The sequence below is a fragment of the Chitinophaga japonensis genome (assembly GCF_007830125.1).
GTDB lineage: Bacteria > Bacteroidota > Bacteroidia > Chitinophagales > Chitinophagaceae > Chitinophaga > Chitinophaga japonensis.
This window is the reverse complement of the sequence record NZ_VLLG01000005.1, coordinates 90,097-116,306: the sequence shown is the minus strand read 5'-3', so window position 1 is coordinate 116,306 and position 26,210 is coordinate 90,097. Positions and strand designations below refer to the sequence as shown.

The 26,210-nt window shown below is 55.4% G+C and carries 20 protein-coding genes; 10 read left to right on the top strand and 10 right to left on the bottom strand.

Annotated features, from left to right (window positions below):
- Window positions 1-32 precede the first annotated feature (32 nt).
- From LX66_RS21760 to LX66_RS21745, 4 genes are read right to left on the bottom strand one after another with little or no spacing between them, the layout of a single operon-like run.
- Window positions 33-1,529 (bottom strand): hypothetical protein, encoded by a 1,497-nt coding sequence (locus LX66_RS21760; RefSeq protein WP_145717554.1) that lies wholly within the window; start codon window positions 1,527-1,529, stop codon window positions 33-35.
- A 45-nt stretch (window positions 1,530-1,574) separates the two neighbouring features.
- Entirely contained in the window at window positions 1,575-3,161 is a 1,587-nt protein-coding gene (locus LX66_RS21755) for a tyrosinase family protein (RefSeq protein ID WP_145717552.1), read from the bottom strand.
- Between the two features lie 13 nt (window positions 3,162-3,174).
- The gene (locus tag LX66_RS21750; RefSeq protein ID WP_145717550.1) at window positions 3,175-3,684 is read right to left on the bottom strand and encodes a hypothetical protein; all 510 of its coding nucleotides are present in this window, start codon (window positions 3,682-3,684) and stop codon (window positions 3,175-3,177) included.
- A 38-nt stretch (window positions 3,685-3,722) separates the two neighbouring features.
- Complete coding sequence (locus LX66_RS21745; RefSeq protein ID WP_145717548.1) at window positions 3,723-4,148, bottom strand: hypothetical protein; 426 nt, start codon at window positions 4,146-4,148, stop codon at window positions 3,723-3,725.
- Between the two features lie 440 nt (window positions 4,149-4,588).
- On the opposite strand from LX66_RS21745, the gene LX66_RS21740 reads away from it, so the two are divergent.
- The 7 genes from LX66_RS21740 (at window position 4,589) to LX66_RS21710 (ending at window position 14,828) form a co-directional block, all read left to right on the top strand.
- Window positions 4,589-5,272: a response regulator transcription factor gene (locus LX66_RS21740; protein ID WP_145717546.1), complete on the top strand. Its 684-nt coding sequence runs from the start codon at window positions 4,589-4,591 to the stop codon at window positions 5,270-5,272.
- 3 nt (window positions 5,273-5,275) lie between these two features.
- Window positions 5,276-6,583, top strand: a complete 1,308-nt coding sequence (locus LX66_RS21735) for a sensor histidine kinase (RefSeq protein WP_145717544.1) — start codon at window positions 5,276-5,278, stop codon at window positions 6,581-6,583.
- 199 nt (window positions 6,584-6,782) lie between these two features.
- Window positions 6,783-8,174, top strand: a complete 1,392-nt coding sequence (locus LX66_RS21730) for a TolC family protein (RefSeq protein ID WP_145717542.1) — start codon at window positions 6,783-6,785, stop codon at window positions 8,172-8,174.
- 19 nt (window positions 8,175-8,193) lie between these two features.
- The gene (locus LX66_RS21725; RefSeq protein WP_145717539.1) at window positions 8,194-11,481 is read left to right on the top strand and encodes an efflux RND transporter permease subunit; all 3,288 of its coding nucleotides are present in this window, start codon (window positions 8,194-8,196) and stop codon (window positions 11,479-11,481) included.
- Window positions 11,482-11,501: 20 nt separating this feature from the next.
- Window positions 11,502-12,644 carry an efflux RND transporter periplasmic adaptor subunit gene (locus tag LX66_RS21720; protein WP_145717537.1) on the top strand — a complete coding sequence of 381 codons (1,143 nt, stop codon included), beginning with the start codon at window positions 11,502-11,504 and terminating at the stop codon, window positions 12,642-12,644.
- A gap of 135 nt (window positions 12,645-12,779) precedes the next feature.
- Window positions 12,780-13,787, top strand: coding sequence for a YihY/virulence factor BrkB family protein (locus tag LX66_RS21715; protein ID WP_145717535.1), 1,008 nt, complete (start codon window positions 12,780-12,782; stop codon window positions 13,785-13,787).
- Between the two features lie 9 nt (window positions 13,788-13,796).
- A complete protein-coding gene (locus LX66_RS21710; RefSeq protein ID WP_145717519.1) occupies window positions 13,797-14,828 on the top strand; it encodes an AI-2E family transporter in 1,032 nt (343 codons plus the stop codon).
- Here LX66_RS21710 and LX66_RS21705 read toward each other — a convergent pair.
- From LX66_RS21705 to LX66_RS21695, 3 genes are all read right to left on the bottom strand, one after another.
- Window positions 14,806-16,977 (bottom strand): xanthine dehydrogenase family protein molybdopterin-binding subunit, encoded by a 2,172-nt coding sequence (locus tag LX66_RS21705; RefSeq protein WP_145717517.1) that lies wholly within the window; start codon window positions 16,975-16,977, stop codon window positions 14,806-14,808. The two genes, LX66_RS21710 and LX66_RS21705, sit on opposite strands and share 23 nt — an antisense overlap.
- 84 nt (window positions 16,978-17,061) lie before the next feature.
- Window positions 17,062-18,111: a hypothetical protein gene (locus LX66_RS21700; RefSeq protein WP_145717515.1), complete on the bottom strand. Its 1,050-nt coding sequence runs from the start codon at window positions 18,109-18,111 to the stop codon at window positions 17,062-17,064.
- Window positions 18,112-18,315: 204 nt separating this feature from the next.
- Complete coding sequence (locus LX66_RS21695; protein WP_145717513.1) at window positions 18,316-19,410, bottom strand: transporter substrate-binding domain-containing protein; 1,095 nt, start codon at window positions 19,408-19,410, stop codon at window positions 18,316-18,318.
- A 116-nt stretch (window positions 19,411-19,526) separates the two neighbouring features.
- On the opposite strand from LX66_RS21695, the gene LX66_RS21690 reads away from it, so the two are divergent.
- Together LX66_RS21690 and LX66_RS21685 are read left to right on the top strand one after the other, a co-directional pair.
- Window positions 19,527-20,291, top strand: a complete 765-nt coding sequence (locus LX66_RS21690) for an SDR family NAD(P)-dependent oxidoreductase (RefSeq protein ID WP_145717511.1) — start codon at window positions 19,527-19,529, stop codon at window positions 20,289-20,291.
- A gap of 63 nt (window positions 20,292-20,354) precedes the next feature.
- Window positions 20,355-21,281, top strand: a complete 927-nt coding sequence (locus LX66_RS21685; protein ID WP_244620483.1) for a helix-turn-helix domain-containing protein — start codon at window positions 20,355-20,357, stop codon at window positions 21,279-21,281.
- Window positions 21,282-21,291: 10 nt separating this feature from the next.
- Here LX66_RS21685 and LX66_RS21680 read toward each other — a convergent pair whose 3' ends face one another.
- Together LX66_RS21680 and LX66_RS21675 are read right to left on the bottom strand one after the other, a co-directional pair.
- Window positions 21,292-22,248: a CvpA family protein gene (locus LX66_RS21680; RefSeq protein ID WP_145717509.1), complete on the bottom strand. Its 957-nt coding sequence runs from the start codon at window positions 22,246-22,248 to the stop codon at window positions 21,292-21,294.
- A 196-nt stretch (window positions 22,249-22,444) separates the two neighbouring features.
- Complete coding sequence (locus tag LX66_RS21675; RefSeq protein ID WP_145717508.1) at window positions 22,445-24,472, bottom strand: GxGYxYP domain-containing protein; 2,028 nt, start codon at window positions 24,470-24,472, stop codon at window positions 22,445-22,447.
- A 151-nt stretch (window positions 24,473-24,623) separates the two neighbouring features.
- On the opposite strand from LX66_RS21675, the gene LX66_RS21670 reads away from it, so the two are divergent.
- Window positions 24,624-25,235: an HAD family hydrolase gene (locus LX66_RS21670; RefSeq protein ID WP_145717506.1), complete on the top strand. Its 612-nt coding sequence runs from the start codon at window positions 24,624-24,626 to the stop codon at window positions 25,233-25,235.
- Between the two features lie 71 nt (window positions 25,236-25,306).
- Here the strand turns inward: LX66_RS21670 and LX66_RS21665 are convergent, their stop codons facing one another.
- The gene (locus tag LX66_RS21665) at window positions 25,307-26,194 is read right to left on the bottom strand and encodes an SDR family oxidoreductase (RefSeq protein ID WP_145717504.1); all 888 of its coding nucleotides are present in this window, start codon (window positions 26,192-26,194) and stop codon (window positions 25,307-25,309) included.
- Between the last annotated feature and the right edge of the window lie 16 nt (window positions 26,195-26,210).

Here is a 26,210-nt window from a genome sequence, read left to right as displayed (position 1 = left end):
CATTGTGCATCAAACTTTTTTCACCTGCGCGCTTATTTGTTTTGCTGTAGTTTCTCTTTTTCCATTTCCAGCATCAGACGGTTGCGTTGCAGGGCGCTGATATACCTTTGCAGTTTGCTGAATTGCAGTCCGGGGTCCGGGCTGGTTACCGGCTTGCCAACGGTATCCATCAGGAAAGAACAGTCGCCGCCAAGCGTCAACTGCGCCACGCCATGGCAACCCTGGCAACCGCCCATGGAATAGTATTGGCCTTTGTACAGGTTGTTGTTCCCGGCATTGTGCGGGGTGCCAATGCCACTCCCGTGGAAGTTGGCCAGGGTAGAGTCGGATTCTATCACGTAGTTCGCCAGGAAGAAGCTGAAAGAACTGGTATCGTTGGTGGGCGTGCTCTGTACGCCTACCAGGCGGTAATACTGCCAGATAGAGTTCGGGTTCTGGTCTTTCAGCGCTTTATGTGCCGCATCCGTGGAGGCGTTGATCACATCCGGGATCGGGTGCAGGCGGGGATATTGGGCATGAATGGGGCCGGTCTCGACGCCCTGGTTGTCCAGTTCCACATAGCCCATATCGCTTTGCTCCACGTCCACCTGCTCAAAGGTGGCAAAGATGAAGTTCGGGTAATTCTGCGTTTTGTGGATGATATGCAACCCGACCAGCGCATACCTTTTATTCACTGCTACCAGGTTGTCGCCCGATTTTTCATACACGATCACCGTGCGTTTGAAATAGCGGGTGGAGTCATCTTCCGGGGTCAGTTCCCGCCAGGCGGTCTTTACTTCCATGGCGCCCTGGTAGGTGCTGTCATTCATTCCCGGAACGGGTGCGCCGCCGCAGGGCAGGCACAGTACGTTCTGCTCCGGCGGGCAGTTGCAGGTGCTGGTGGCGCCGGGGTAGTAGGCGTTGTACAGGTTAATGTTATGCAGCGTATTGGTGGTGGCGGCCAGCAGGGAGTCAAAAGTGGAATAGTTTTCCAGCAGGTAGTTATACTCGTCCCGGTTGGCCTTGGCCTGGTACAGCACCATATACTTTTTATCGTACTTGCCCACATGTGCATACACGTCGCAGGAGCCGATCTCATTGTTCTCATCAAGGTTGTTGAACAGGGTGAAGCTGGCCCCGGGCGCGATAGCGGGCATGATCTTAAAGCTGTATTTGGGGGTCTTATCAAAAGGCCCCATGTCGTTGCTGGCCGGCCGTAGCTCTGTACGGTGCGCGTAGGTTTCCCACACAACCAGGTCCGGGTAGGGCGACTGGTCCGTTTTATAGTTCCAGGACAGGTCGGGGAAGTCCCGCTTCCCGCTGTTAGGATAGTCCGACTCCCAGTTCAGTGCAAAGAACTCATCCCAGGCAAAGGTGGCCAGTTGTACGGAGTCTGCATCCGCTGCCAGCTCTTTGGGAGGAAAGGGCTGGAACTGGATGTTGAAATCATACTCCGTGCCCCCCTCGTAGGGCCCGGGATCACCGCAGGAGGCGATCAGCAATGTTCCTGCCAGGAGCACTGCTATAAAAAGGAATGGTCTTTTTTCCATGAGATGTAGACGTTAGTGAGTAATTTTTTTATTAAAAAATGGGAATCATCGCACTTCCAGCCGGTACTGGTTCTTTTCCACCACAGCCGACAGGGCCGGTGCGCTGTGCTTGCGACCGGTGATCTCCACCCTGAAATCGGCTGCCTGCAGATCCGCCTCTTCCATGAAGTCCAGGTCAAAGAATGCCTTTACTTCCAGGTGGGTCTGGCAATTGGCGCAGCCCATTACAGACCAGCGGCTCAGCACGGAATGGTAGCCCAGCAGCACCGGCTCACCTTTGTAATTGGCGTAGGCGGATATAATAAAGGACCCGCCGATAGGCGCACGGTTGATCTGGGATATGCAGAGTTTTTTTACCGGGGCGCCAGCCGCTGCTTTTGCCACCTGCGCTTTGGCCGCGCCGTCCCACTCGTCCAGCGATCCTTTGCTGTAGGTGAAGCCCAGTTGTTTTTCTATGTTGATGCAATCCATGGAGGTGTAAGGGCGCTCTTTGCCGCCTTCCTTCAGCGTAAAAGGATGCAGCGGGGAGTTGAGGTCCAGCCAGGTATTGGGCGGAAAGCCGGGCGTAGCGCCCTGGTTGTCGCTGGTATTGGTGCCGGGATAACCGGTGATCACATCCAGCTTGTCGGTATGACCGGTCTTTTTCTGCCATACCCAGAACATGCGGTCCACATTGCAGTGATGGAAGTAGAAAATGGGGTCCAGCGCGGCGGTGTCGTTCTCGCCCATATCACCATTGGCGCCGTCAATGGGGGAGAAGTCGGCTCCCGGCACCTCGAATCCGCCTACGGACAGGTGAATGTTGTTATGCGGCTGTTCCAGGGGGATGATCGTCGGTGCTCCGTCATGCAACTGGTTCCACTGCTGGGCAGAAGTCGTGTTGGAGAACACCGTGTAGTTGGGCGCATTCAGGCATTCCTTGTATTGATCAGATACGCTTATCTTCAGGCGCTTCTTAACATCCGGGGGAAAGTGCTCGTCCTTCTTGGTAAGCCAGGCGATCACATTCCGGTTGAGCAGCTTGACGTTTTCTTCGTAGTGGGGAAATTTATCGTTGTGCTCCTTTGTTTCCTTGCGGGCCTTTTCGGTGCCTACCAGGCCGGATAAGGGATAGCGTACGGTCTCATAGTCCTTGTGCTTGGTATATATGCTATCGTCACCGGAAACGTTGTCTGTAATGGTGATGGGAAATACAAAGGAGCGTAGCGGGTTGGATATCTTCTTTCCATCCAGCTCAAAGTCCTTTACGGTCAGGGACCAGGGAATACCATGCTGGAGCGATTCTTCATCTGTTTCGTCCCAGTAAGGCAGCATCACATCCTCGCAGCCGGGAATGCTTTGTAACGCTTCTTCTATCTTCAGGCAGTATACGCGGTGCCAGGTGGGGAACAGCACATTGCCATGATTGCAGTAGCCGCCCCAGAAGGTGTTCAGGCCCCAGCCTGCGCCCCTGAAAGGCTCCCCGTGAAAACCGCCCAGCATAAAGAAAGAGCGGGGATCGTCCGGGGGAAGTTCTTTAATGCCTTTCCAGGCTTTCATCAGTTTTTCCAGTGGCTTTTTGTTGCCGTTCTCATATTCCTTTTCAAGTTCGCGGAGGGAACGGCGTACACGTAGTTCTTTTTTAGATGCCATTACAGTGCTGTTTTTAATGGTGAATGTTGGAATGTTGCGTACTGCTGTGCGCAGTGAACGGTAAGCGGATAAAGGACAGGCTGTTCAGGAGGGATCCGGATATGATCAGGCCCATGCCGGTAAAAAGCAGCCATTGCGCCGTTGGAAGAAAAAAGCGTCCTGCTACGATCAGTACGGCGCCGGCCAGGCTGACCGCAAAAGGCAGGTAGCCGCGTTGTGGCGCTTTCCGGTACAGCAGGAACAGGTGCAGCGCCAGGAAAGCCAGCAGCACGGGCAGCAACCAGCGCATATAGGGCAGCTTGGCCAGGCCCAGGCTTCCAAACATGCTCATATATACCGCCCAGCATACCGGGCATTTCGGGAAGAAGGCAATGAGCACGCTTAGCAGCATGGAAGGCAGCGCCCTGGCTGTTTTTTGTGTGGCGGCCTGCAGTGGCTTATGGTTATCTTTTGCAGCAGGCGGCGGCGTAGCGGCCTTACCGTTATGGCAGCAGCAGCCGCCGCTGGTGGCAGGTGGTGTCATAGGATAAAAGTTTAGAACGATGGATGAGGGCCGGCAGCCTACCTGGCTTGCAGCACGGCGTAAAAGGAGCCCACTACGCCGGCGGGGTGAATGGTGCCGTCGCTGCCGGGATGCGGAATAACGCGGGTTACCGCGCCTACCAGCGCAGGCACCTGGTCTTTGCCGTCCTCAATATGGGGCACGGTATAACAGAGATAGTCGTAGATCCAGGGATGGCCGCTTACCTCTCCCTTGCCGCGGAACTTGAGCGTGGAGGGGTTGCCATCATCTTTGTAACCGTCCAGTTCCAGGTGCCAGCCCTGACCGCCTATCTTGCCGGATATTCTTCCTTCATCGCCTATGTCAATAACAAGTTCTGCAGTGCCCAGCTCAAGCTTATCCAGCGGGGTAGACAGCTTGGGGTCATTATAAAAGCTCCGGTAGGCCCAGGTGCCATCCTTGAACAGGTGTTTTTTTTCAGACATAATAGGGTGTTTAAGTGGTTAGAAAAAGAATCCCCCGTATCACTGAAATAACCAGATGAAAATTATTTCAATGACATTCCCTGCAGCAAGGGGCCCCGTTGCTGTTCCAGGGAAAAACGGATATGAGAGATACTATACCAGGTGGTTATAGCAATGCCGGGTGATAGTTATTTTGATTTTGTATGAAAAAATGTACGATCATTTTGAGGTGTTATAAAAAAACGGTTTGTTGTCTGAAAGGGGAACTTTCGAATGCTTTTTCTTTCTGTTGAGTGGTCGTGAATCTGCAGCCTTTCGAATTGCTTCCGAAACTAGTAAAAGTTTCTCAAAGCACAATAAATATTTTTTATAAATATATAATTATAGCACTCATGTATATCTGAACTTCAAAATTGATTCAAAATTCGATATTACCTTAGCGGCATTGTTATGTATTAAGGATGAAAGTACTTGCAGTAGAAGACAGCAAAGAGATCGGCAGCAGCATACGCGGCTTCCTGGTGCGGGAAGGGTATATCTGCGAGCTGGCTTACAGTTTTTATGAAGCACGGGAAAAATTAGCGCTGTTCACATACGATTGTATTTTGCTGGATATTATGTTGCCCGATGGCAGCGGGCTGGAACTGCTGAAATTCATCAAGACGGAGAAGATCCAGAGCGGGATATTGATCATCTCCGCCAAAGATGCGCTGGATGACAAGATAGACGGGCTGGATGCCGGTGCGGACGACTATATCACGAAACCTTTTCACCTGCCCGAGCTGCATGCCCGCCTGCGCGCCATCTACCGGCGCAAAAAGCTGGCTGGCAACAATATCATCACCTTCAACGAGATCACACTGAATACGGATACCCTGGAAGCAACAGTGAATGATGTGCTGCTGGACATTACCCGCAAGGAATTTGACCTGCTGCTGTACCTCGTTATCAACAAGAACCGCGTGCTGTCCCGCCAGTCCATTGCCACGCACCTCTGGGGGGATTATACCGATAATTTGGCTAATTTTGATTTTGTTTATCAGCATATTAAGAATCTCCGTAAGAAGATCAGCGCTGCAAACGGGGCGGACTATATTGACACCGTTTATGGATTAGGGTATAAATTCAATTCCTCCAAAGTATGATGTATGAAACTGGTCGATAAGTTTACGTTGTGGTTCATTGCCATCACTTTCCTGGTGACGCCCATCACTTCCTATTTCTTCTGCTATACGCTGGTGAAGAAAATAGACAGCACGGAAACAGCCCGTTTAAGCGAGGTGAATGCCACGACCGCCAGCCGCCTGGGCAAAGGACTTCCCGCAAACGTACCGGGAAAGGGAGGCGCAACAGATGTGCAGCGGCTTACTACCGCGCTGCCGCAGCAAAGAACGCAGGTAAGGAAAACCGACGTATACAACGGGGGCGTAAATGGTATGGAGAGCCTGCTCACCGTAGACTCCTACGTAACCATCAATGGCGGGAATTACCGCATTTCATCCTATAACTACATTCCCAGCTCCAGGCAGGTGATCAGCACCATACTGGGCACCATCACCTGGAAGCTGCTGCTGATCGTGCTTTGCGTGGTCATTACGGCCCGCCTGGTATCCCAGCGTATCCTTTCCTCCCTGCGGCAAACCATGAAGCTGATCCAGGGATTTAACGTGAAGCGGAAAGTGCAGTTCCCCAAAACCGGTACCCGCGAGTTCAGGGAGCTGAACGCCTTTTTACAGAAGATGACCGACAAGGCGGTGGATGAATATGCCGCTGTAAAGGAATTCAGCGAGAACGCTTCCCATGAGCTACAGACCCCGCTGGCCATCCTGCGCAACAAGCTGGAGCTGCTCAGCGAAACCAATATCGGGGAGGAGCAGGCCGCCCTGCTGGGCGATATGCAGAACGCCATTGAAAAACTCACGAAAATAAACCGCTCGCTGACCCTGCTGGCCCGGATGGAGAATAACGAGTATGCCGTTTCGGAGAACATCAAATTCTGCCGGGTGGTGAAAGATGTGCTGAGCGCCTACGAGGACCGCATAGAGCTGAAAAATCTTTCCGTGAGGTCCGATTTTGAAAAGAACGTGCTGCTGAAGATACACCCGGTGCTGGCGGATATGCTGATCAATAACCTGCTGGGCAACGCCGTGCGCCATAATGTGCAGGACGGTCATATCGATATTAGCCTTACCCAGCGGAAGCTGGAGATCCGCAATACCGGCCTTCCGCCGGAAATGCCCACCCATGAACTGTTCCAGCGCTTCAAAAAAAGCAACCAGTGCAGCGAGAGCGTGGGCCTGGGCCTGTCCATCGTCAAGCAGATCTGCGAGGTGTGCGGCTTTTACATCTCTTATCACTACAGCGATCAGCTACATACCGTAACGGTGCAATTCCGGTCCCAGCCCCGGGAAGCGGTCAGGGCGGTGCCGGGAGTAAGCCTGGTGAATAGTGAATAGTGAAGGATCACCTTATTTCCCTTTTCCTTTTTCCCTTCACCATTCACCCTTCACTTTTCACCTTTCACTATTCACTATTGACCATTCACCCTTCACCTTTCACTAAAAGGTATCCTACTTCAAGATTGCTTCAAAATGTTGGTGTCTTTTTGCAAATGGAATAACATTTTTTGTGACCATGCCGCAAAATATCGCCTTCATGCCTGGGAAAAGACACATCACCATTTTACTGTTCCTTACGATTGCCAATATACATGCACTTTGCGCCCAGCAGGTACTGACCCTGCGGGACGCTATACAGACCGCCATCAGCAATTATGGCACCATTAAAGCCAAATCCAGCTATGCCGATGCATCAAAAGCTGGCGTGGTGCAGGCCCGGCGCGATTACCTGCCTAACCTGAACCTGGCCGCCCAGCAGGATTATGGCACCATTAACGGGCAGAACGGCCCCCTGTACGGGTTTGGAGGGCTGGGCGTAGCTTCTTCCGGCCTGCCCTTGCCGGATCAGAACTGGAATGCTGCTTTCGGGGCGTTGTACCTGACAAATATAAATTGGGACTTCTTTGCCTTTGGAAGGGCAAAGGAGCGGATCAAAACGGCAGAAGCGGTTGCCGCCAGGGATTCTAAAGACTGGCAACAAGAGATCTTTCAGCACGAAGTAAAGGTGGCAGCCGCTTATCTTAACCTGCTGGCCGCACAGAAGCTTACCCTGTCCTACCGGAAGAACCTGAACCGGGCGGATACCTTTCGCCGCATCGTGGTAACGCGGGTATTGAACGGGCTCAATCCCGGCGTGGACTCCTCGCAGGCCAGTGCGGAAGTATCCGGCGCCCGCGTGGCGCTGACCCGGGCCCTGGATTTTGAGCAGACGGCGGCCAACCAACTGGCCCAGCTCATGGGCGTACCGGCGCAGCCTTTTGCGCTGGACACCGTTTTTGTATCCCGCCTGCCGGCCATACTCAACGATACCGCCGCACTGGATGACCATCCCGTGCTGCAATGGTACCGGAGCCGTATCGCGCTCAGCGATGAACAGGTGAAATATTACAGGACACAGGCCTACCCGGTATTCTCCCTGGTGGGCGTGCTGCAGACAAGGGGATCGGGATTTGAGGCCACCTACGCACAGGACCAGACCGCTTTTACACATGACTACTGGGAAGGCGTTAAACCTGCCCGCACCAACTACCTGGCCGGCATCGGCATTACCTGGAACTTCACCCAGCCCTGGCGCATTGCGCAGCAGGTGAGATCACAAAAGGCCGTCAGCAAAGGCCTGCAGGCGGAGTACGACCTGGCGGACCAGCAATTGCGCGCCCAGCTACAACTGTCCGAGACCCGTATCAAAAACGCGTTGGACAATTATCATGAAGTGCCGGTGCAGGTAAAGGCTGCTTCCGATGCCTACCTGCAGAAATCCGTGTTGTATAAAAACGGGCTGACCAACCTGGTGGACGTCACACAGGCTTTATATGCCCTGGTGCGAGCCGAAACAGACCGGGATATCGCCTACAGCAATGTATGGCAGGCGCTGTTGCTGAAAGCTTCCGCCACCGGGGTTTTCTCACTGTTTGAAAGGGAACTTTAACTGATTAGACAAGCATAGTATGAACCTTATTCGTTTTGCGCTTCGTAAACCTATTACCATCCTGGTGCTGGTGGCCGGGCTGTTCTTTTTTGGCATCAAAGCCGTCAACACTATCAAGATCGATATCTTCCCGAAGCTGGACCTGCCGGTGATCTACCTTTCCCACCCGTTTGGCGGCTATACCGCCACGCAGATGGAATCCTTTTTCGGCAAGCAGTACATCAACATCCTGTTGTTCGTGAACGGGGTAAAAAGCATCGAGACCAAGAACATACAGGGCCTGACGCTGATAAAGATCAACTTTTACCCCGGTACCAACATGGCGCAGGCGGCGGCAGAAGTAAGCGCCTTCTCCAACCGTATCCAGGCCATCTTCCCGCCCGGCTCCAACCCGCCGTTCATTATACGCTTTGATGCGTCTACGCTGCCGGTAGGACAGTTGGTGCTGAGCAGCGACAAGCGCAGCAACAATGATCTGCTGAACCTGGCCAACGTTTACGTGCGTTCCTCTTTTACGTCCATTCCTGGCCTGGTAGGCTCCACGCCCTTTGGCGGCAATATCCGCACCGTGGTGATCAAGGCAGACCCCGCGCTGCTGCGTTCGCACAACATGACACCCGATCAACTGGTGGAAGCGCTGCGCCTTAACAACCAGACCGCGCCCTCCGGTAATGTGCGCATCGGCGACAAGAACTACATTACGCCCGCCAATACCACCATCCGGGAAGTAAAGGATTTTGAGAACATCCCGCTTTACAAGAACGGCGTGCAGAACCTGTACCTGCGCGATGTAGCTACGGTGGAGGATGGTGCGGATGTAACCGCCGGCTATGCCCTGATCAACGGCCGCCGCTCCGTGTACATCGATGTGGCCAAAGCCGCCGATGCCTCTACCTGGGAAGTAGTGCAGCGCCTGAAACAGGCGCTTCCGAAAATACAGGCGCAACTGCCGGAAGATGTAAAGCTGAGCTATGAATTTGATCAGTCCACCTACGTGATCAATTCTGTGAAGAGCCTGATGAGTGAAGGCGTGATCGGCGCGGTACTGACCGGTTTAATGGTGCTGCTGTTCCTGGGCGACCTGCGCGGCGCGCTGATCGTGATACTCACTATTCCTACTTCCATCATATCCGGTGTGCTGTTCCTGAACCTGTTCGGGCAAACCATCAACATCATGACCCTCAGCGGCCTGGCGCTGGCCATCGGTATCCTGGTGGATGAAAGCACGGTCACCATTGAGAACATTCACCAGCACCTGGACCTGGGCAAGCCCAAGGCCCTGGCTATCTGGGACGCCTGTAAGGAAATAGCCTTTCCCAAGCTGCTGATCCTGTTCTGTATCCTGGCCGTGTTTGCGCCCGCGTTCACCATGGGCGGCATACCCGGCTCCCTGTTCCTGCCCCTGGCGCTGGCCATCGGCTTCAGCATGATCATCTCCTATTTCCTGGCGCAGACCTTTGTGCCGGTCATGGCCAACTGGATCATGAAAGGCAAGCCGCACAAGGGCCCGCATGGCAAAAAAATGACCGACCGCGAAGCCTTTGCCGCTACCGGCCTGCAGGCAGGAGGAGAGGGCGATACCTGGGACCAGAAGAAAGCCCTGGTGGAAAGGGCGGACAGCAACCAGGACGGGAAAATAAGCCGCTTTGAAAAAATGCGGGCGCGCTACCTGCGATTCATCAACCGAATGATGCATTACCGGAAACCCATTGTGATCGCTTACCTGGTGATCGTTTCCTTACTGGCTTTCCTGCTGATCAACAGCATTGGCCGCGATGTGCTGCCTAAAGTGAACGGCAGCCAGTTCCAGGTGCGGCTGCGGGTGGCGGACGGCACCCGTATTGAAGAAACGGAGAAAAAGACCATTGCCCTGATCAACGCCGTCAATGACCTGGTGGGCAAGGAGAATATTTCCGTTACTTCTGCTTTCGTGGGCACCCACCCGCAGCTTTTTTCCACGGCTTCTATCTTCCTGTGGATGGCAGGCCCGCACGAGGCGGTATTACAGGTAGCCCTGCAGGAAGGGTATAAAACAGACCTGGACCGGCTGAAAGACCAGATACGGGAAAAAGCCCGGCAGATAGACGCCGGTATGAAGCTCTCCTTTGAGCCGATAGAGCTGACGGATAAGATATTAAGCCAGGGCTCGCCCACGCCGGTAGAGGTGCGGTTCTCCGGCCGGAGTAAAAAGCTGAACGAAGAGTATGCCATGAAGATGATCGACCGGCTGAAAGAGATCCCTTACCTGCGCGATGTGCAGTTGGGGCAGTCCATTAAGTATCCTGCGCTCAACATTAACATAGACCGTGTACGGGCTGCGCAACTGGGGGTGGATATTGACGACATATCCCGCTCCCTGATCGCCAGCACTTCCTCCTCCCGCATGACGGAAAAGAATATTTGGGTAGATGAAAGGATAGGACTAAGCTACAACGTGCAGGTACAAGTGCCGGAAAACATGATCACCAGCCGGCACGACATCGGGGAGATACCCCTGCTCAGCAATGCGCCGCGGCCCATCCTGAGCGATGTGGCTACCATTACGCCGGACACTACCTACGGGGAGAATGACAACCTGGGCGCCGTACCCATGCTAACGGTAACGGCTAACCTGAACGATAAGGACCTGGGCACGGCCTCCCGGGATGTACAGGCGGCCATTGCCTCCCTGGGTGAGCTGCCCCGCGGGCTGAACGTAGAGCTGATCGGCCTCAGCGAGACCCTTACCAGCACGCTGGACAGCCTGCAGAGCGGGCTGCTGGTAGCGGTGGTCGTGATATTCCTGATGCTGGCGGCCAACTTCCAGTCCTTTAAAGTATCCGCCATTGTGCTGGTGACCGTGCCGGCGGTGCTGCTGGGCTCCCTGTGCCTGCTGATGCTGGCCGGGTCTACCCTGAACCTGCAGTCCTATATGGGCATGATCATGTCCGTGGGGGTATCCATTTCCAATGCCGTGCTGCTCATTACCAATGCCGAGCAGTTGCGCAGGCATAACGGCGATGCGATGCTGTCCGCCAGGGAAGCAGCCGCGTTGCGCCTGCGCCCCATCCTGATGACGGCGCTGGCGATGGTGGCCGGTATGATCCCGATGGCCAGCGGCCTGGGTGAAGCCGGCGACCAGTCCTCACCGCTGGGCAGGGCCGTGATAGGCGGGCTGGTGGCTTCTACCTTTGCCGCACTGTTCATCCTGCCGCTGGCTTTTGCCTGGGCGCAGGGAAAAGCCGGCACCCAAAGCGTGTCCCTGGACCCGGAAGACGAAGAGAGCGTGCATTATATTCCCTTAAAAGCGAACAAACAATCACACTAACCGGAAATAAAACTCATTTTATGCAATCAATATCCAAAAGCGCTATGATAGCAGTAACGGCTGTGGTACTGGCCGTTATCTGGCAGGGTTGCGGCACTTCCGCCGCCCATGATGAGGAAGCGGCAAAGAAAACCGCCGCAGCAGCAGCGCCTGCCCTGGAAACCTTTCCCCTGCAAAAGGGCACGCTGTCCTCTTCCATCCGGATCCCCGGCGAACTGACGGCTTTCCAGCGCGTGGACCTGTACGCCAAGGTGAGCAGTTTTGTGAAAAAACTGTATGTAGATGTAGGCAGCGAGGTGCGCACGGGGCAGCTACTGGTGACCATGGAAGCGCCGGAGCTCAATGCTCAACTGGCCGGCGCGGAGTCCCGGCTGAAATCGCAGGAAGCCATTTACCTGTCCAGCAAAGCCACCTACGACCGTTTGCTGGAAACGAGCAAAACGCCCGGCACCGTATCACAGAACGACCTGGACATTGCATTTGCCAAACAAAAATCCGACCTGGCCCAGTTGGACGCGGCCAAAGCGGCTTACCGCGAGATCAGCGATACCCGTAATTACCTGGAGATACGCGCGCCATTCAATGGCGTTATCAGCCAGCGGAATGTAAGCGCGGGCGCCTATGTAGGGCCTGCGGGCAAAGGATCGGACCTGCCGATCTTCACCCTGCAGGAGCAGCGGAAACTACGTTTAGTAGTAAGCGTACCGGAAGCATATACCGGCTACCTGGATAATAACAGCGAAGTGGCGTTTACCGTGCGGGCGCAGCCTGAAGCCACCTTTAAAGCAAAGGTGGCCCGGCTGTCCGGCGCGCTGGACGAGCAGCTACGCGCGCAACGTATAGAGATGGACGTGGCGAACGATGATAAAAAGCTGTTGCCCGGCATGGTGGCCGAAGTGGCAATTCCGCTAAGCACCGGCAGCGATCATGCCTTTGTGGTGCCGGCCACTGCCGTGCTGAATTCTACGCGGGGGGTATACGTTATTAAAGTGGTGGATGGTAAAGCAGTATGGGTGCCTGTCAGGACCGGCCAGTCCGCAGAAGGGCAAACGGAGATATACGGCGACAGCCTGGCGCTGAATGACGTGATCGTGAAAACGGCCAGCGAGGAAATCAGGGAAGGCGCCCCGGTGAACCATCGCGCTGTAGCGGCGGCGAAGTAAGCGGCACACAAACTTTTTCTTTCCTGTGTTAGTGTTCAATATGCCTGTCGGGATGTAATGCCTGGCAGGCTTTTTTGTGTGATGTCGTCCCGGTCTTTCCTCCCGGTGGCCCATTTTTTGAACGCTAAACCGCGTATGAATAGGTTCCTGCAACTTTTAAAAAGTGGCTGGCAGCTGCTGAAGCAAACAGGAGGCGGTTTTGGCAGGGATAAAGTGCCCAAACTGAGCGCCTCCCTGGCTTTTTATACCATCTTCTCGCTGGGCCCCATGATGATCGTGATCATCTTCCTGGCCGACCTGTTCTGGGGGCGGCAGGCCATAGAGGGAAGGATCTACGAGCAGCTCAGGGCGCTGATCGGGAGCCAGGCAGCGCTGCAGGTGCAGGAAGTGATTAAGAATGCTTCTGTAAGCGGTAGCAGCGCGCTCACCGCGGTAGTAGGCGCTATTGCCCTGCTGATCGGGGCCACCACGGTTTTTTCCGAGATACAGGACTCCATCAACGCTATCTGGAAGCTGAAAGCCAGCTACCGCAAAGGATGGATACAGCTACTGGTGAGCCGGCTGCTGTCGTTCTCGCTGGTGATCGGGCTGGGTTTTTTATTGCTGGTGTCATTATTGATCAATACCCTGGTGGAAGGGTTTATGGACCAGCTCCGCAGCCAGTTCCCGCAGGTAGCGGTCATTTTTTTCTATGTGCTGAACCTGCTGCTGACCCTGCTGATCATCGGCTTTTTGTTTGCCGTTATCTACAAAGTGCTGCCCGACGCGGTGATCCGCTGGAAGGACGTGTCGGTAGGTGCGCTCTTCAGCACGCTGCTGTTCATGCTGGGCAAGTTCATCATTACCTTCTATATAGGGCGGAGCGACATCGGCAGTACCTACGGCACCGCGGGGTCTTTGGTGGTACTGTTGTTATGGGTGTACTTTTCGTCCATTATTTTATACACCGGTGCGGAGTTCACCAAGTTCTACGCCATGAAGTTCGGCTCCGAGATAAAACCCAGCAGCTATGCTGTAATGGTACAGGCGGTGCAGGTGGAGAGTGACAGCCGGAATGTGCAGGAAAATGAGGCGGATGAGGAACGGACCGCCATGGAATTGCAGCAGGCCAAAAAAAGAGCCCCGGAAGAAAGGAACTCCTAAACCAATATCATGAATACATCTTTGAATGGAAATGCAGGCCCTGGTTTTCGGAAAAAAATATGGATCACGGTAGGCATCACGGCACTGGTGGTAATTGTTATCTGGATCATTAAAGTAACCTTCAACGTATTCCTGCTCATCCTGGCGGGCGCCCTGATCGCGCTTTATTTCAGGGGGCTGGGCCGGTTGCTAAACAGGAAGCTGCATGTACCGGAAAAGTTAAGCCTGCCGGCATCTATTATCAGTTCGTTGCTGCTGCTGGGATTGTTCTGCTGGTTCACCGGCAGCCAGGTACAGCAGCAGGTTGCGCAACTGGCGGACATGCTGCCTTCGGCGGTGGAAAATTTCAGGGAGCGGCTGGAGGCGGACCCTATTGGCCAGAAGGTATTGAAAAGACTGGGCTCCAGCGAGCAAACGGGCAAGGCCGCAGGCATCCTCCAATCCTTTTTTACCGGTACCTTCGGCGTGCTGGGGGATATTTACGTAGTGCTGTTCCTGGGCGTGTTTTTTACGGCCGCTCCTGCTATTTATGTGAAGGGCTTCCTGCGCCTGATCCCTCCCAACGCAAGGCCCCGGGCGCAGGAAGTGGTCAACAGGGTAGGGGCGGACCTGACCCAATGGCTGAAAGGCAAGCTGCTGGCCATGCTGGTGGTGGCGGTGCTCACGGCCATCGGCTTGTTGATATTGGGCGTGCCCATGGTATTGGCTTTGTCGTTGATGGCGGGCGCGCTGAACTTCATTCCCAATTTCGGTCCCCTGATCGCCATGATCCCTGCCGTACTGGTTGGGCTGATGGAAGACCCCGTCACCGCCGCGCTGATCGTGGGTTTGTACGCATTGATACAAATGGTGGAGAGCAACTTTATTACGCCGCAGATACAGAAAAGACTGATTCGCATCCCGCCGGCGCTGATCATCATCGCACAGTTGTTCATGGGCGTGCTGACAGGAGGATGGGGCCTGCTGCTGGCCACGCCGGTAACGGTGATCCTGATCATACTGTTGCACGAGTTATATATTAAGCGGATGGAGCCTGCCTGAAAGGCTGCAACGGCAATTTTCGTATGCGCTTTCCCGTGGCGGCAAACAAAGCATTGGCCAGCGCAGGGGCCACAGGCGGTACGCCCGGTTCGCCGGTGCCGCCCATTTTATCGGTGCTTTGTACAATGTGCACTTCAATGACCGGCGTTTCTTGCATACGCAGCATGCGGTAGTCATGGAAATTGCACTGCGCCACGCGCCCCTGTTCTAAAGTGATCTCGCCATACAAGGCCGCCGTGAGCCCGAACACGATACCGCTTTCCATCTGCGCGCGCACCCCGTCGGGGTTTACCGCCAGCCCGCAGTCAATGGCACATACCACGCGGTGGATGTTGATCTTTTCTGCTTCCACCGACAGCTCCACTACCTGGCACACGTAGCTGCCCATGGCAGCATGTACGGCTATTCCCTGGTGCCTGCCCGTCGGCAGTGGTGTTCCCCATGCCGCTTTTTCAGCAGCCAGGTCAAGGGCCGCCAGGTGACGGGGATGCTCTTTCAGCAGGGCCCGCCGGTAGGCAACAGGGTCCTGGTGGGCCAGGGTGGCCAGTTCATCGATCAGGGTTTCCATCACAAAAGCCGTATGCGTATTGCCTACGGAACGCCAGGCCAGCACCGGTACGCTGCAGGTTGTGGTATGTAGTTCGACGGAATGGTCCGGGACAGCTACCAGGTAGGGGGAACCGTGCACGCCGTCCACGGAACTGTAGTCAATACCATTCTGAACAATGGCAGACTCCAGCGGAGTATTGATGAAAAGGGATTGTCCTACAATGCGGTGCTGCCAGGCAAGCGGTAACCCGTTGTGCCCCATGCCAACGCTAACGGTGTGCAGGTAGACGGGCCGGTAGCACCCGCCACGGATATCATCTTCCCGTGACCATACCAGCTTGATGAACCGTCCACTGGCTTTGGCAATATGCACCGCTTCCATCACCCAGTCGTCGCTGAAGGAGCCCCTTCTGCCAAAGCTCCCGCCCAGGAAGGGGGTGTGGAACAGCACCCGCTCTGGCGCCAGGCCAAGGAAGGCGGCTACTTCCGCCTGGTGCAGCAGGGAGGATTGCGTGCCGGTCCAGACCTCGCAGGTACCGCTCGCTATCTTCACCGTACAGTTTAGCGGCTCCATGGGCGCATGCGCCAGGTAAGGAAAGTAATATTCCGCATCTAATCTTTGCGGTGCTGTCTGCAAAGCAGCGGCCACATTTCCCTGCTGCTGCACGGACATGCCTTTTGTTTTTGACAGGGTACGGTAGGCTTCCAGTTGCGCTGCACTGTCCATGCCGGCATCTGTTTCCCGGTCCCATTCAATTTTCAGCGCGTCGCGCCCCAGCTTGGCCGCCCAGAAATGATCTCCGAGTACGGCAATGCCGGAAGGCACCTGCACAACGTCACGCACGCCGGGTATGGCCAGGGCCTGGCTGGCGTCGAACGATTCTGCTTTCCCTCCAAAAACAGGCGGGTGCGCCACCAGCGCTGTCAGTAGGCCCGGGAAGTGGATGTCGATGCCGAATTGCGCCTTCCCGTTGATCTTTTCAGGCGTGTCCAGGCGTTTTTGCGATTTCCCGATGTATCGCCACGCTTCGGGTGGGCGTAGCGTAACCGTTTCCGGTACCGGCAGCCCGGCGGCATCCGCCGCTACCTGCCCGTAGCGGATACGTTTGCTGCCGGCTATGACGTAGCCGTTTTCAGTGCGGCAGGCATCCGGCGGTACGCCGAGCCTTTGGGCTGCAGCAGCCACCAGCATAACGCGGGCGGTGGCGCCGGCCTGCCGGTAGCGGTCAAATTCGGAAACGGTGGAATTGGACCCGCCGGTGGTCTGTTCAAAGATCGGCGCTGAAAAATCATCGCCTTTCCCGGGTGGCCGGTGCGCCACTTTTATATCACGCCAGTCGCAATCCAGTTCTTCCGCTATCAGCATGGGCAGCGTGGTCCAGATACCCTGCCCCATTTCTACTTTGGAGAGTATCACCTGTATGCTGTCATCTTCACCGATGCGCAGGAAAGCATTCGGGGCAAATACGTTTGCTGTGGCGGCAGCGGAAGTAAGGCGCCGGGCTGCCATGGGCACCGCAAAGGCGATCAGCAGCCCGCCGCCAGCCAGTGCGCCCGCTTTGAGAAAATCCCTGCGATGGATCCGGGAATGTTTGTTCATAGCCCTTAAGCTACATCAAAGGGCGGCAGCGCCATCATCAAAATGATGAAGTAACACGGGATATTGACGAAAAGCGGGTTTTGTTTAACGAAGCCCTTCCCGCAGGCTGTTCCTTAGCTGCCGGAGGTACTCGCTCACGGAAGCGGCGCTGCCGGATTCCGGTGATCGCACCGCACAATTGTTGCGAATGTAGCTTTTTACATCCGCCATCTGCCAGATGGCGCCGCCTGTCATGCCGGGATATCCTTTTTTGAACCGGGCCATTTCCGACCGGATAGCAGCCGGCGTTTTGCTGTTATGGGAGCTGTCGCAGGTGCTGAAGGCGCCGCGGCAAAGGAATATCGGGTAGAGGGGAATGCCGGCGTCCAGGCTGTCTTTCCAGGGACCTGCCACATTACGGGCCCCGCCGTCATAGCATTGCAGGTACACGGCATCTATCAGCCCGGGTTGGGACCCGTCAATAATAGCTTTCCAGTACGGCGGGTTTTTATAAGGGCAAAGCGACATATGCATGTTCAGCTTACCGATCATTTTGCCCAGCCGTATGATGGACTGGCTGTCATATACGGCTTCATCGTCAATACAGATCGCATCGGCGCCTAATGCGGTTTTCAATACCCTGCATATTTTATAGAGGGTGCTGTTCCTGCCGGTGCCCGTGCTGATGCCGGTTGTGGCATAGGCAGCGTCTGTCCAGTCCCGTATGAAATCAAATGTGTTCGGAGGCTGGTTATACCACCTGCCTTCCAGCAGTATTTCTATACGGGTGATGGAGCTGGGCTGCTGCTTCAGGGACGCTACGCGCTTCAGCCATGTCTTGTCGCCTACATATTTGCCGTCATGAATGATCGGGTTTTTGCTGTCATCGCCCGAGTATACGTCGCCGTTAGCCCGGATATAGAAGCTGGATAAGATGATGGTGGTAAAACCGGAGGTCTTCAGTTGCTCAAAAGTAACATCGTCGCCCGGGTACAAACCACGGCCAAACATGGTTAGGTTGGTGTCTGCCGGCGGGGCAGGGTCCGGTGTGATGGCTGCGGTAGCAGGCCTGTCAGCATTTCCCGGTCGCATGGAAGTAACGGTGCAGAAAATGCCAAACGCCAGCATGAGTACGAGTAGCAGGTGTGTCTTCACGGGTATAGTTTTTTTAGGGAGGCCAAGTTAATGAACAGTTGCCCCGGTTTGTATATATTTGGGATGAATGATTCATCCAGCAATATGACCGGTCAGGAGATTTTACCAGGCGCAGACCCGGTTATTCACAAAACGATCCACATACAGGCGCCTGTATCCAGAGTATGGCATGCTTTAACGGAACCTATTCTGACCGCAGGGCTTTTACCGCGTCTCCCCCAAATACTTCCTCCGTAACGCCGCTATCAATCCCCGTTCACGTGCGCCCAGCAGCTCTACGGTGATCCGTTTGGTCAGGGGGCTGTGAAGCGGGAGCCCAAATCCGTACTTATCCGGCCTGAAAAGACGGCCCACCACGGCTACGGGCGCTTCCGGGTGCGTATGCCCGTAATATTCCAGCACGGGCGCGTCGCCGATAATAGCGGCGATCTCTTTGGCATGCAGGGCACGCACGGCTTCATCAATATTGTTGTAGGAAAGGGTCTGCATCCCGCTGGCGCTCATGTATTCTTCGGAAACGCTGCCGGTAAAAACGCCCACCGTTTTACCGGAAAGGTCTGCCAGGCCATGGACCTGGTTCCTCAATGACAAGGTGGTCATTACACTGGTAATGGAGGAGGTAACATAGGCAATGACGGCCACGCCGCAAACCAGCCAGAGCGCGGAGAAGATCCGTCCCTTCCAGCCAAAGAGATTTTTCCTGCTGGTTCCGCCGGATGTGCTGACCGACATTACATGATAAAAGCTTTCCGCAAGCCCCTCGCGCCAGCGGCGTGGAAAATCCTTGTCAAATTTGCGGTCAAACAGTGTGAGCAGCAATGTGGCGACCAGGATCACCAGTATCAGCCAGGCATAGGCCCGCAGGTGCCCGGCATCGTACAAGCCGGAGATCACATCGTACAGGCCGGCGCCGCGGTCTTTATCGATCATGATCCGCAAACCTGCATCGTACCAGGGCTGCGTGAAATCAATGCGCAGGGCCCTGTTCTGCGTAATGGTGAGGTTGGTAACGGCTACGTCAAAGTTCCCGGTTGAAGTCCGGCTGACCAGTTCCCGGAGCGTAGGAACGATCTCATAACGGCAGGGAAGCTGCAGGCGGGCGGCAATCGTGTCCCAAAGCTCCATGGACATGCCGGAAAGCCCCGCCGCCTCTTCCATGACAAACGGGGGACTCACATAAACGCCTACTTTAAGATAAGATGCCGTGTCCACCTGCTGCGCGGACAAGCGGATAGTATAAAACGAAAGCAGCAGTATGAACAGGCATGCCGGCTTGTTGAGAAAGATGCCTGGTTTCATCTGTTTAAATATAAGAAAAAGCCCGCGTTATTTGAAATTCGCAAACAATGGATTGATCCGCGCAAACATAACATCGCCATCCTGCTCCAACTTTGCATGCATAAAATCGATGCAAGATGACCAACAAAAGTAAAATTGCTTTAGTAACTGGGGGCAGCCGCGGACTGGGCAGGGATATGGCCCTCCGGCTGGCGGAAAAAGGACTGGATGTGATCCTGACCTATCACAGCCGGCAGGACGAAGCGCTGAAAGTAGTGGCCCAGGTAGAAGAGGCCGGGCAAAAGGCAGCCGCGCTGCAGCTTAACGTGGCGGATATAAAAAGTTTCGATCCTTTTACGGAGCAGTTGAAAGCGGTATTGAAAAATTCGTTTAACACCGACCGGTTCGACTACCTGGTCAACAACGGCGGTACCGGCTATCATGCCCTCATCCCCGAAGTGACCGAAGCGGCGTTCGACGAGGTGCTGAACGTACATTTCAAAGGCGTTTATTTCCTGACGCAGAAGGCGCTGCCGCTGATGAATGACGGCGGCGGCATTATCAACATTTCTTCCGGCCTGGCCCGTGTGTCCCTGCCCGGGTCTTCCGCTTATGCCTCCATGAAAGGCGCGGTGGAAGTATTTACCCGCTACCTGGCGGCAGAGCTGGGTCCCAGGAAGATAAAAGCCAATACCGTAGCTCCCGGCGCCATTGCCACGGATTTTTCCGGCGGCATGGTGAGGGACAACCCGGAGGTAAATAAGGCTGTGGCTGGCAGAACAGCTTTAGGGCGTGTAGGCGTGGCGGAGGATATAGGCGGGGTAGTGGCCTTCCTGTGCACGGAAGACGCCCGCTGGATCAATGCGCAGCGGGTGGAAGTATCCGGCGGCATGAGCCTCTGATAGCCGCTGATCCGTGAAAAGCAGCCTTTCCCGGGTGCTGCGATCCCCGGAAAACCGCTATATTTGAATGGCGCAAATGATATGATCGGCAATAAATCCATAGAAGACTTTTACCGGCAAACCGCGGCCAGCCTTCCGGAAGGGATCTCAAAGGAGATCGGGCATTTCAACGTATTCGAGACGGAGAAGCTCTTTGACCGGAAAACCGGCAACCGCACCATGCCTTACAGCAGGCGGGCCTATTACAAGATCAGCCTGATAAAAGGCCGGAACCGGGCGGAGTATGCGGACAAGGTGATCGACATCCGGGAAAGCGCGCTGCTTTTTGCCACCCCTAAAATTCCTTATCACTACCTGCCCCAGGACAGCAACCAGGGTGGCATGTTCTGCATTTTTACAGCAGATTTCCTGACCCGGCACAAATCCGGTGTGGTACTGGACGACCTGCCCATTTTTCAGCCGGGCACATTACCCGTTTTCCAGCTTTCGCCGGGAGCGGCAACAGAGCTGGAATACATTTTCCGGAAAATGCTCCGGGAGCTGGGCGGCGATTATCTCTATAAATATGACCTGCTGCGTAACCTGGTGCTGGAGCTGATCCACTACGGGCAGCAACTGCAACCTATGTCTACGCTCAAGTCCACCCAGAACGCTTCTGAAAGAATATCCTCCCTGTTCATTGAGCTGCTGGAACGGCAGTTCCCCATTGAATCGCCGCAGCAGCGGCTGGGGCTGCGCAGCGCCAAGGACTATGCGGACCGGCTGGCGGTTCACGTCAATCATCTTAACAAGGTGCTGAAGGAAAAGACCGGCCGCACTACCACCGAGATCATCAGCCAGCGTGTGCTGCAGGAAGCGAAGATACTGCTGCGGCAAACAGACTGGAACATTTCCGAAATATCCTACACACTGGGATATGACGACCTGGCGCACTTCTCCAACTTTTTCAAGAAGCATACCGCTTTAACGCCGGTGGCGTTCCGCTCCTAGCAGCGGCGGCTCAATTCCTGAAATTCTGGGTCACCATTAACCCATGTTTGCCGCCATCCAGTATCCCGATGCCTACCCGTCCAAAAGAAGGGTTCAGGATATTGGCCCGGTGACCCGGCGAGTTCATTAACCCGTTGTGCGCTAACTGCAGGGTAGGGGACAGCGCCAGGTTTTCGCCCGCTACCAGGAACCGTACACCCGCTTCCCGCATCCTTTCGGATGGTGTCTGGCCTTCCAGGTCAATATGGGAAAAATAACCGCTGACCAGCATGTCCTGCGAATGCGACCTGGCCACTGTTTTCATTTCCGGGTCCGCTTTAAGCGGATCCAACCCGTTTTTACGTCTTTCCTCGTTCAGCATACCCAGCATTTCAGCTTCCAGGCGTTGCCGGGCCTCCGGCGCTTTTACCGTAAAGGGCAGGTCCACCGATTTCGTGAAGCCGGGCGAGATGCTGAGGTGATTGATACCGTGGTTGACGGCCTCGTCAAACACTGGCGCCAGCTTGTCCTCCGCCCATTCCACATGCGGTGTCAGCGCCCGGGCGATGGCGCTCTCCCTTGTTTTTGCAGACAGGGTGTCAAAGAGTGGCATGCCGATCAGGATGGCGCTGATAAGGGCGGCGTAGATAATGCCGTTAATGGCCCCGGGCAGCAGCCCGAAGGCTTTATTAAATGTGTTTTCATTGGCCCGGGCAGGTAGTTGTTTGACGAGCCTGCCGGCCAGCGCGGCCAGGAGGATGCGGACAAAGGCATACGCCAGCAGGAAAGCCAAAGGAGGGGTCCACACGCCCAGGGAAGTGATATAGTGCTCAAAAAAGAAAACAATGTACCGGTAGGACCAAAAGGCGAAGAGCAGGCTGAGCACCAGCAGCAGCAGGTCCAGCGCGCCCAGGATAAAGCCCTTTTGATATCCTGCATACACCGCCAGCAGGATAACCAGGAACAGCAGGATGTCAATGATGTTCATAGCCCGATGTTTTGATGTAAAGATTACCGGAGCAAAAACTGTACTACATCCTTGAATGGTGGTATCGCATGATGCATATTTCTGAAGGAAGCAAGTGTGGGGCGAGGGGGAGCTGGGGGATATGGACCGGCATATTTTGCAGTGAATGGAATGGGGCCTGCACAATGATGCGCAGGCCCCATTCCCGGGAGCTGTGTTACCGGCGGAAGACCAGCGGATTATTGCCGGGATTCACCGGCAGGCCATTGGCTTCGCGGATCAGTTGAAAGATATGATCCGGCCGCACCACGATGTAATCTGCATTCAGCGAATTGGCTACATTCTTGAAGCTGGTGGGCGTCACATTCTGCCAGGGTTGCGCCTGTATGATAATAAAGCGCGGGGAATTACCATCCCACCCCGCAGCCGCAGAAGCAATATGGTCTTTCATGGCCTGCTCTCCCGTGCAGTAGTTGCAGGAAAGCGCCATTCCCGGGAGGCTGTTGTTATAGATGGTCAGCCCGCCGCCGGTATTCTGGGCGGTCAGGCCCAGCGTGGACGGAGCATGGCTGGCAAAGGTCTCGCCTACGTTTTGGTTAATGCCGCCGGTGATGGTGTTCCAGATGGTGATCACGCGGAAGCCTGCACGCTGGTTGTAATCTTCCGTTTTAGCCACGAACTGGTTCAGCGAGGACTGGCTGGGCCAACTGTTAGGATAGGCGTAACCGTAGCCGGAAGGTCCGGAGATCAGGTTATCATTGTCCGTGGAGCTTTGCCAGTAATAGTTGAGCGCCCCGGGCATGGCGTCCAGCATGGCGGGAGACAGCGTCCACCCAATGGGCACGCTGCCGCGGTCCGGATTGTTCCAGAGCTTGCGCATCAGGTGCTCCACGTATTGTAAATTATCGCCATCACTTAGTATAAAGGCCACGTACAGCTTGTTCAGCAATGCCGGTTTCGGAGGCATGGGCTTCACATTTACAGTCCTGGGCATACCGCTATGTACCGTCAGGTTGGTCGCCCAGTCGCTCGCAATGGTGGCGATGCCGTAGGTAGAAGCTCTTTGCACACCGGGCGCCTCCTCGGGCCACCATCCCATATAATTGGCCCCGGCGGGCATGGAGGACAGGAAGTTGTTCAGCAATGTGCTTTCGGCGGGTACTTCAGGATCGAGCCAGATAACGGCGGCGCCCAATGCCGTGGCGTATTCGCGCAGGGCCGCCTTGTGTATGTCCGGGTTCAGTCCTATCAATAAACGGTGATCCAGGTTGGGCCAGTAAGTGTTGTATAAGGTCTGGTATACCTGCAGCTTGCTGCTGAACTGCCCGCGCAGGTCCAGCAGCACCGGTAAATTGTATGGCGCGGAGGTAAGCCGTGATACCAGGGTAGGAGCGGCGATCAGCGCGTGCTGGTCCCTGGCCAGCATGGTGGCCAGGTTCACGGTATGGATCTGAGCAGGATCGTAAACGATCAGGCCGGACAGCTCGCTGCGGTATTTGGTGATCAGGTCCCATTTGTCCGCTGGTTCAGACCAGCCCAGGCCCAAAGACTGCAGCCAGGTATACTGTCCTTCTGCAAAGGCGTCCCCTTCATAAGAGAAGATGCGTGGCTGCGTTCTGTTCACGATCCCTTTCAGTGAAGCGAACAGGTACATTTCTGCAGAGGAATTATTCTGCTGCACCGCCACCCAGTCCACCTTGGTATAGGCGGTGCCCCGCCAGTATACGCGCAGCTCAATGGACTGGTTGTCTGCCGGCATGGTAAAAGGTAATGTGAAATTCGTATAGTTGGAAGCCACCGGGAACTGCGTGCGGGTGATCGTCCGCGAGGCCAGCACCTGGCCGGTAGTGGCATTCCTGACGTCAATGTCCACTACGGGATCGTCGTTGGCGGTATTGTTGTCGATCTTCATCCGGAACTCGGCTACATTAGGTCCTGCCGGGATACTATTGTTATAAGGTCCGTAGATCATATGATCGTTGGGCGCGTCGATCCCGGTCTGGCAAAGCCAGCCGTCCGTTTCCAGCCGCCCGGTCTTGTGGCTGAGCGCCGGGCCTTCGCCTTCCCATCGCGTGGACGTTTCCCGGAGAATGATCAGGTCCTGCGTTTGCGCGGACGCCGGGAAAGAAGGCAGGAACTGGCCGGCGGGCCAGGTGATCTGCCCTGTAGATGGTAGTATGAACAGCAGGAGCAGCGGCAACAGCGCTGCCGCCATTTTAACAGGGTAATTCATTGATCGGGTCATAGGTTGCAAATTTTACCTGGTTATATAACGTGGTTAAGGTTAACGGTGGCGGTGTGCAGCAGTCACACCATCCAAATAAAAATAAGTATTAAAATTTACAATTTAACCGGCGGCAGCAAATAATTACCTTTGCGCCTTACATCTTATAAGCATGGCATCCGATAATCAACGATTTACAAAATTGCTGGAGCTGAGCCGCGGCGATTACAAGGCTTTTTTATATGATTGCGATGGCACCCTGGCGGATAATATGCCCGCCCATACCGAAACGTATGTGCGTGTTGCGGCCGAGGCAGGCGTGCAACTGGACGGGGCGCTGATCAATGAGCTGGCCGGCTGGCCCATTACAGAGGTGGTAAAGGAGATCAACCGGCGCTATAACAGCCATTTCGACCCGGAGGAGTTCAGCCGCAGGAAGTACCAGCTTTTTAAGGACGAATATATTGATAAAGTACAGCCGATCGGTTACGTGGTGGAACACCTGGCGGCGAGCGCAGGCAAGGTGAGAATAGGCGTGGTGTCTGGCAGCAGCCGCGAAGCCATCAGCCGGACCCTGGAGGTGCTGGGCATTGCCGGCCTGGTGGAAGTAATGGTTTGCGCCGGCGAAACTCCTCATGGCAAACCCAGTCCGGACCCGTTCCTGGCTGCTGCTGCAGCGCTGGGAGCAGATCCGGCGGACTGCCTGGTGTTCGAGGATGGAGCGGCTGGTGTAGCTGCCGCCGAAGCCGCCGGCATGAAATGGATAAGGATCGATTGGGTGTAATGTTGAACGCCTCTTCCGGACGATAGTATATAAAAAAACCGCAGCATCCGCTACGGTTTTTTGCTGACCTGTTATTTGAAATAATGCGGTTGATCCAGGTCGGGGATCAGTCCCGGCTGCGCGGGACGCCATCCCAGTTGTGCCTGTGTGCGCGCGCTGGAAGCCGGGCAGTGAAGGCTGAAGAAATGGCCGATCCAGCCAAAATGCTCCGCTGCTTCTTCGGGTGCTTTGGACACCACGGGGATGTTCAGGCGTCGTCCGATCACTTCGGCAATGTCCCGTGTTGGCACGCCTTCATCGGCTACGCCGTGAAACCTGCCTGCAGCGCCGTTCTCCAGCACCAGCCGATAGAGGCGAGCGGCATCGAGCCGGTGCACTGCCGGCCAGCAGTTGAGCCCGTCGCCTACGTATGCTGAAACGCCTTTCCCGCGCGCGATCTCAATGAGATGCGGAACGAAGCCATGATCGCCTGCTCCATGCACGGAGGGCGGCAGGCGGACTACCGATGCCCGCACGCCCTGCGCCGCTGCGGCCGCTGCTGCTTCTTCCGAAACGCGGGGAACCGGGGCGGCAACAGGATCGCGTACATCCTCTTCGGTAGCCAGGCGGCCCGGCGTTAACAGCCCGATCCCGGAGGTAACGACCAGGGGGCGGCCGGAGCCGGCCAGCGCAGCACCGATCGCTTCAATGGCGCGCTGGTCTGTTTCACAACTGGCCTTGTAGTTGTTGAAGTCATGAATAAAAGCGGTATGGATCACACCGTCTGATTGTGCTGCGCCGCTGCGCAGGCTTTCCAGGTCTTCCAGTTCACCCCGGTGCACCTGTGCGCCGGCGGCTGTCAGCGCCCTGGCGCCAGCGTCCGAGCGGGTAAGGCCCAGCACTTCGTGGCCGGCGCTGATCAGTTCCTGTACAATGGCGGACCCGATAAAGCCGGTAGCGCCTGTTACAAATACACGCATATGCTGTTTTTTTAAC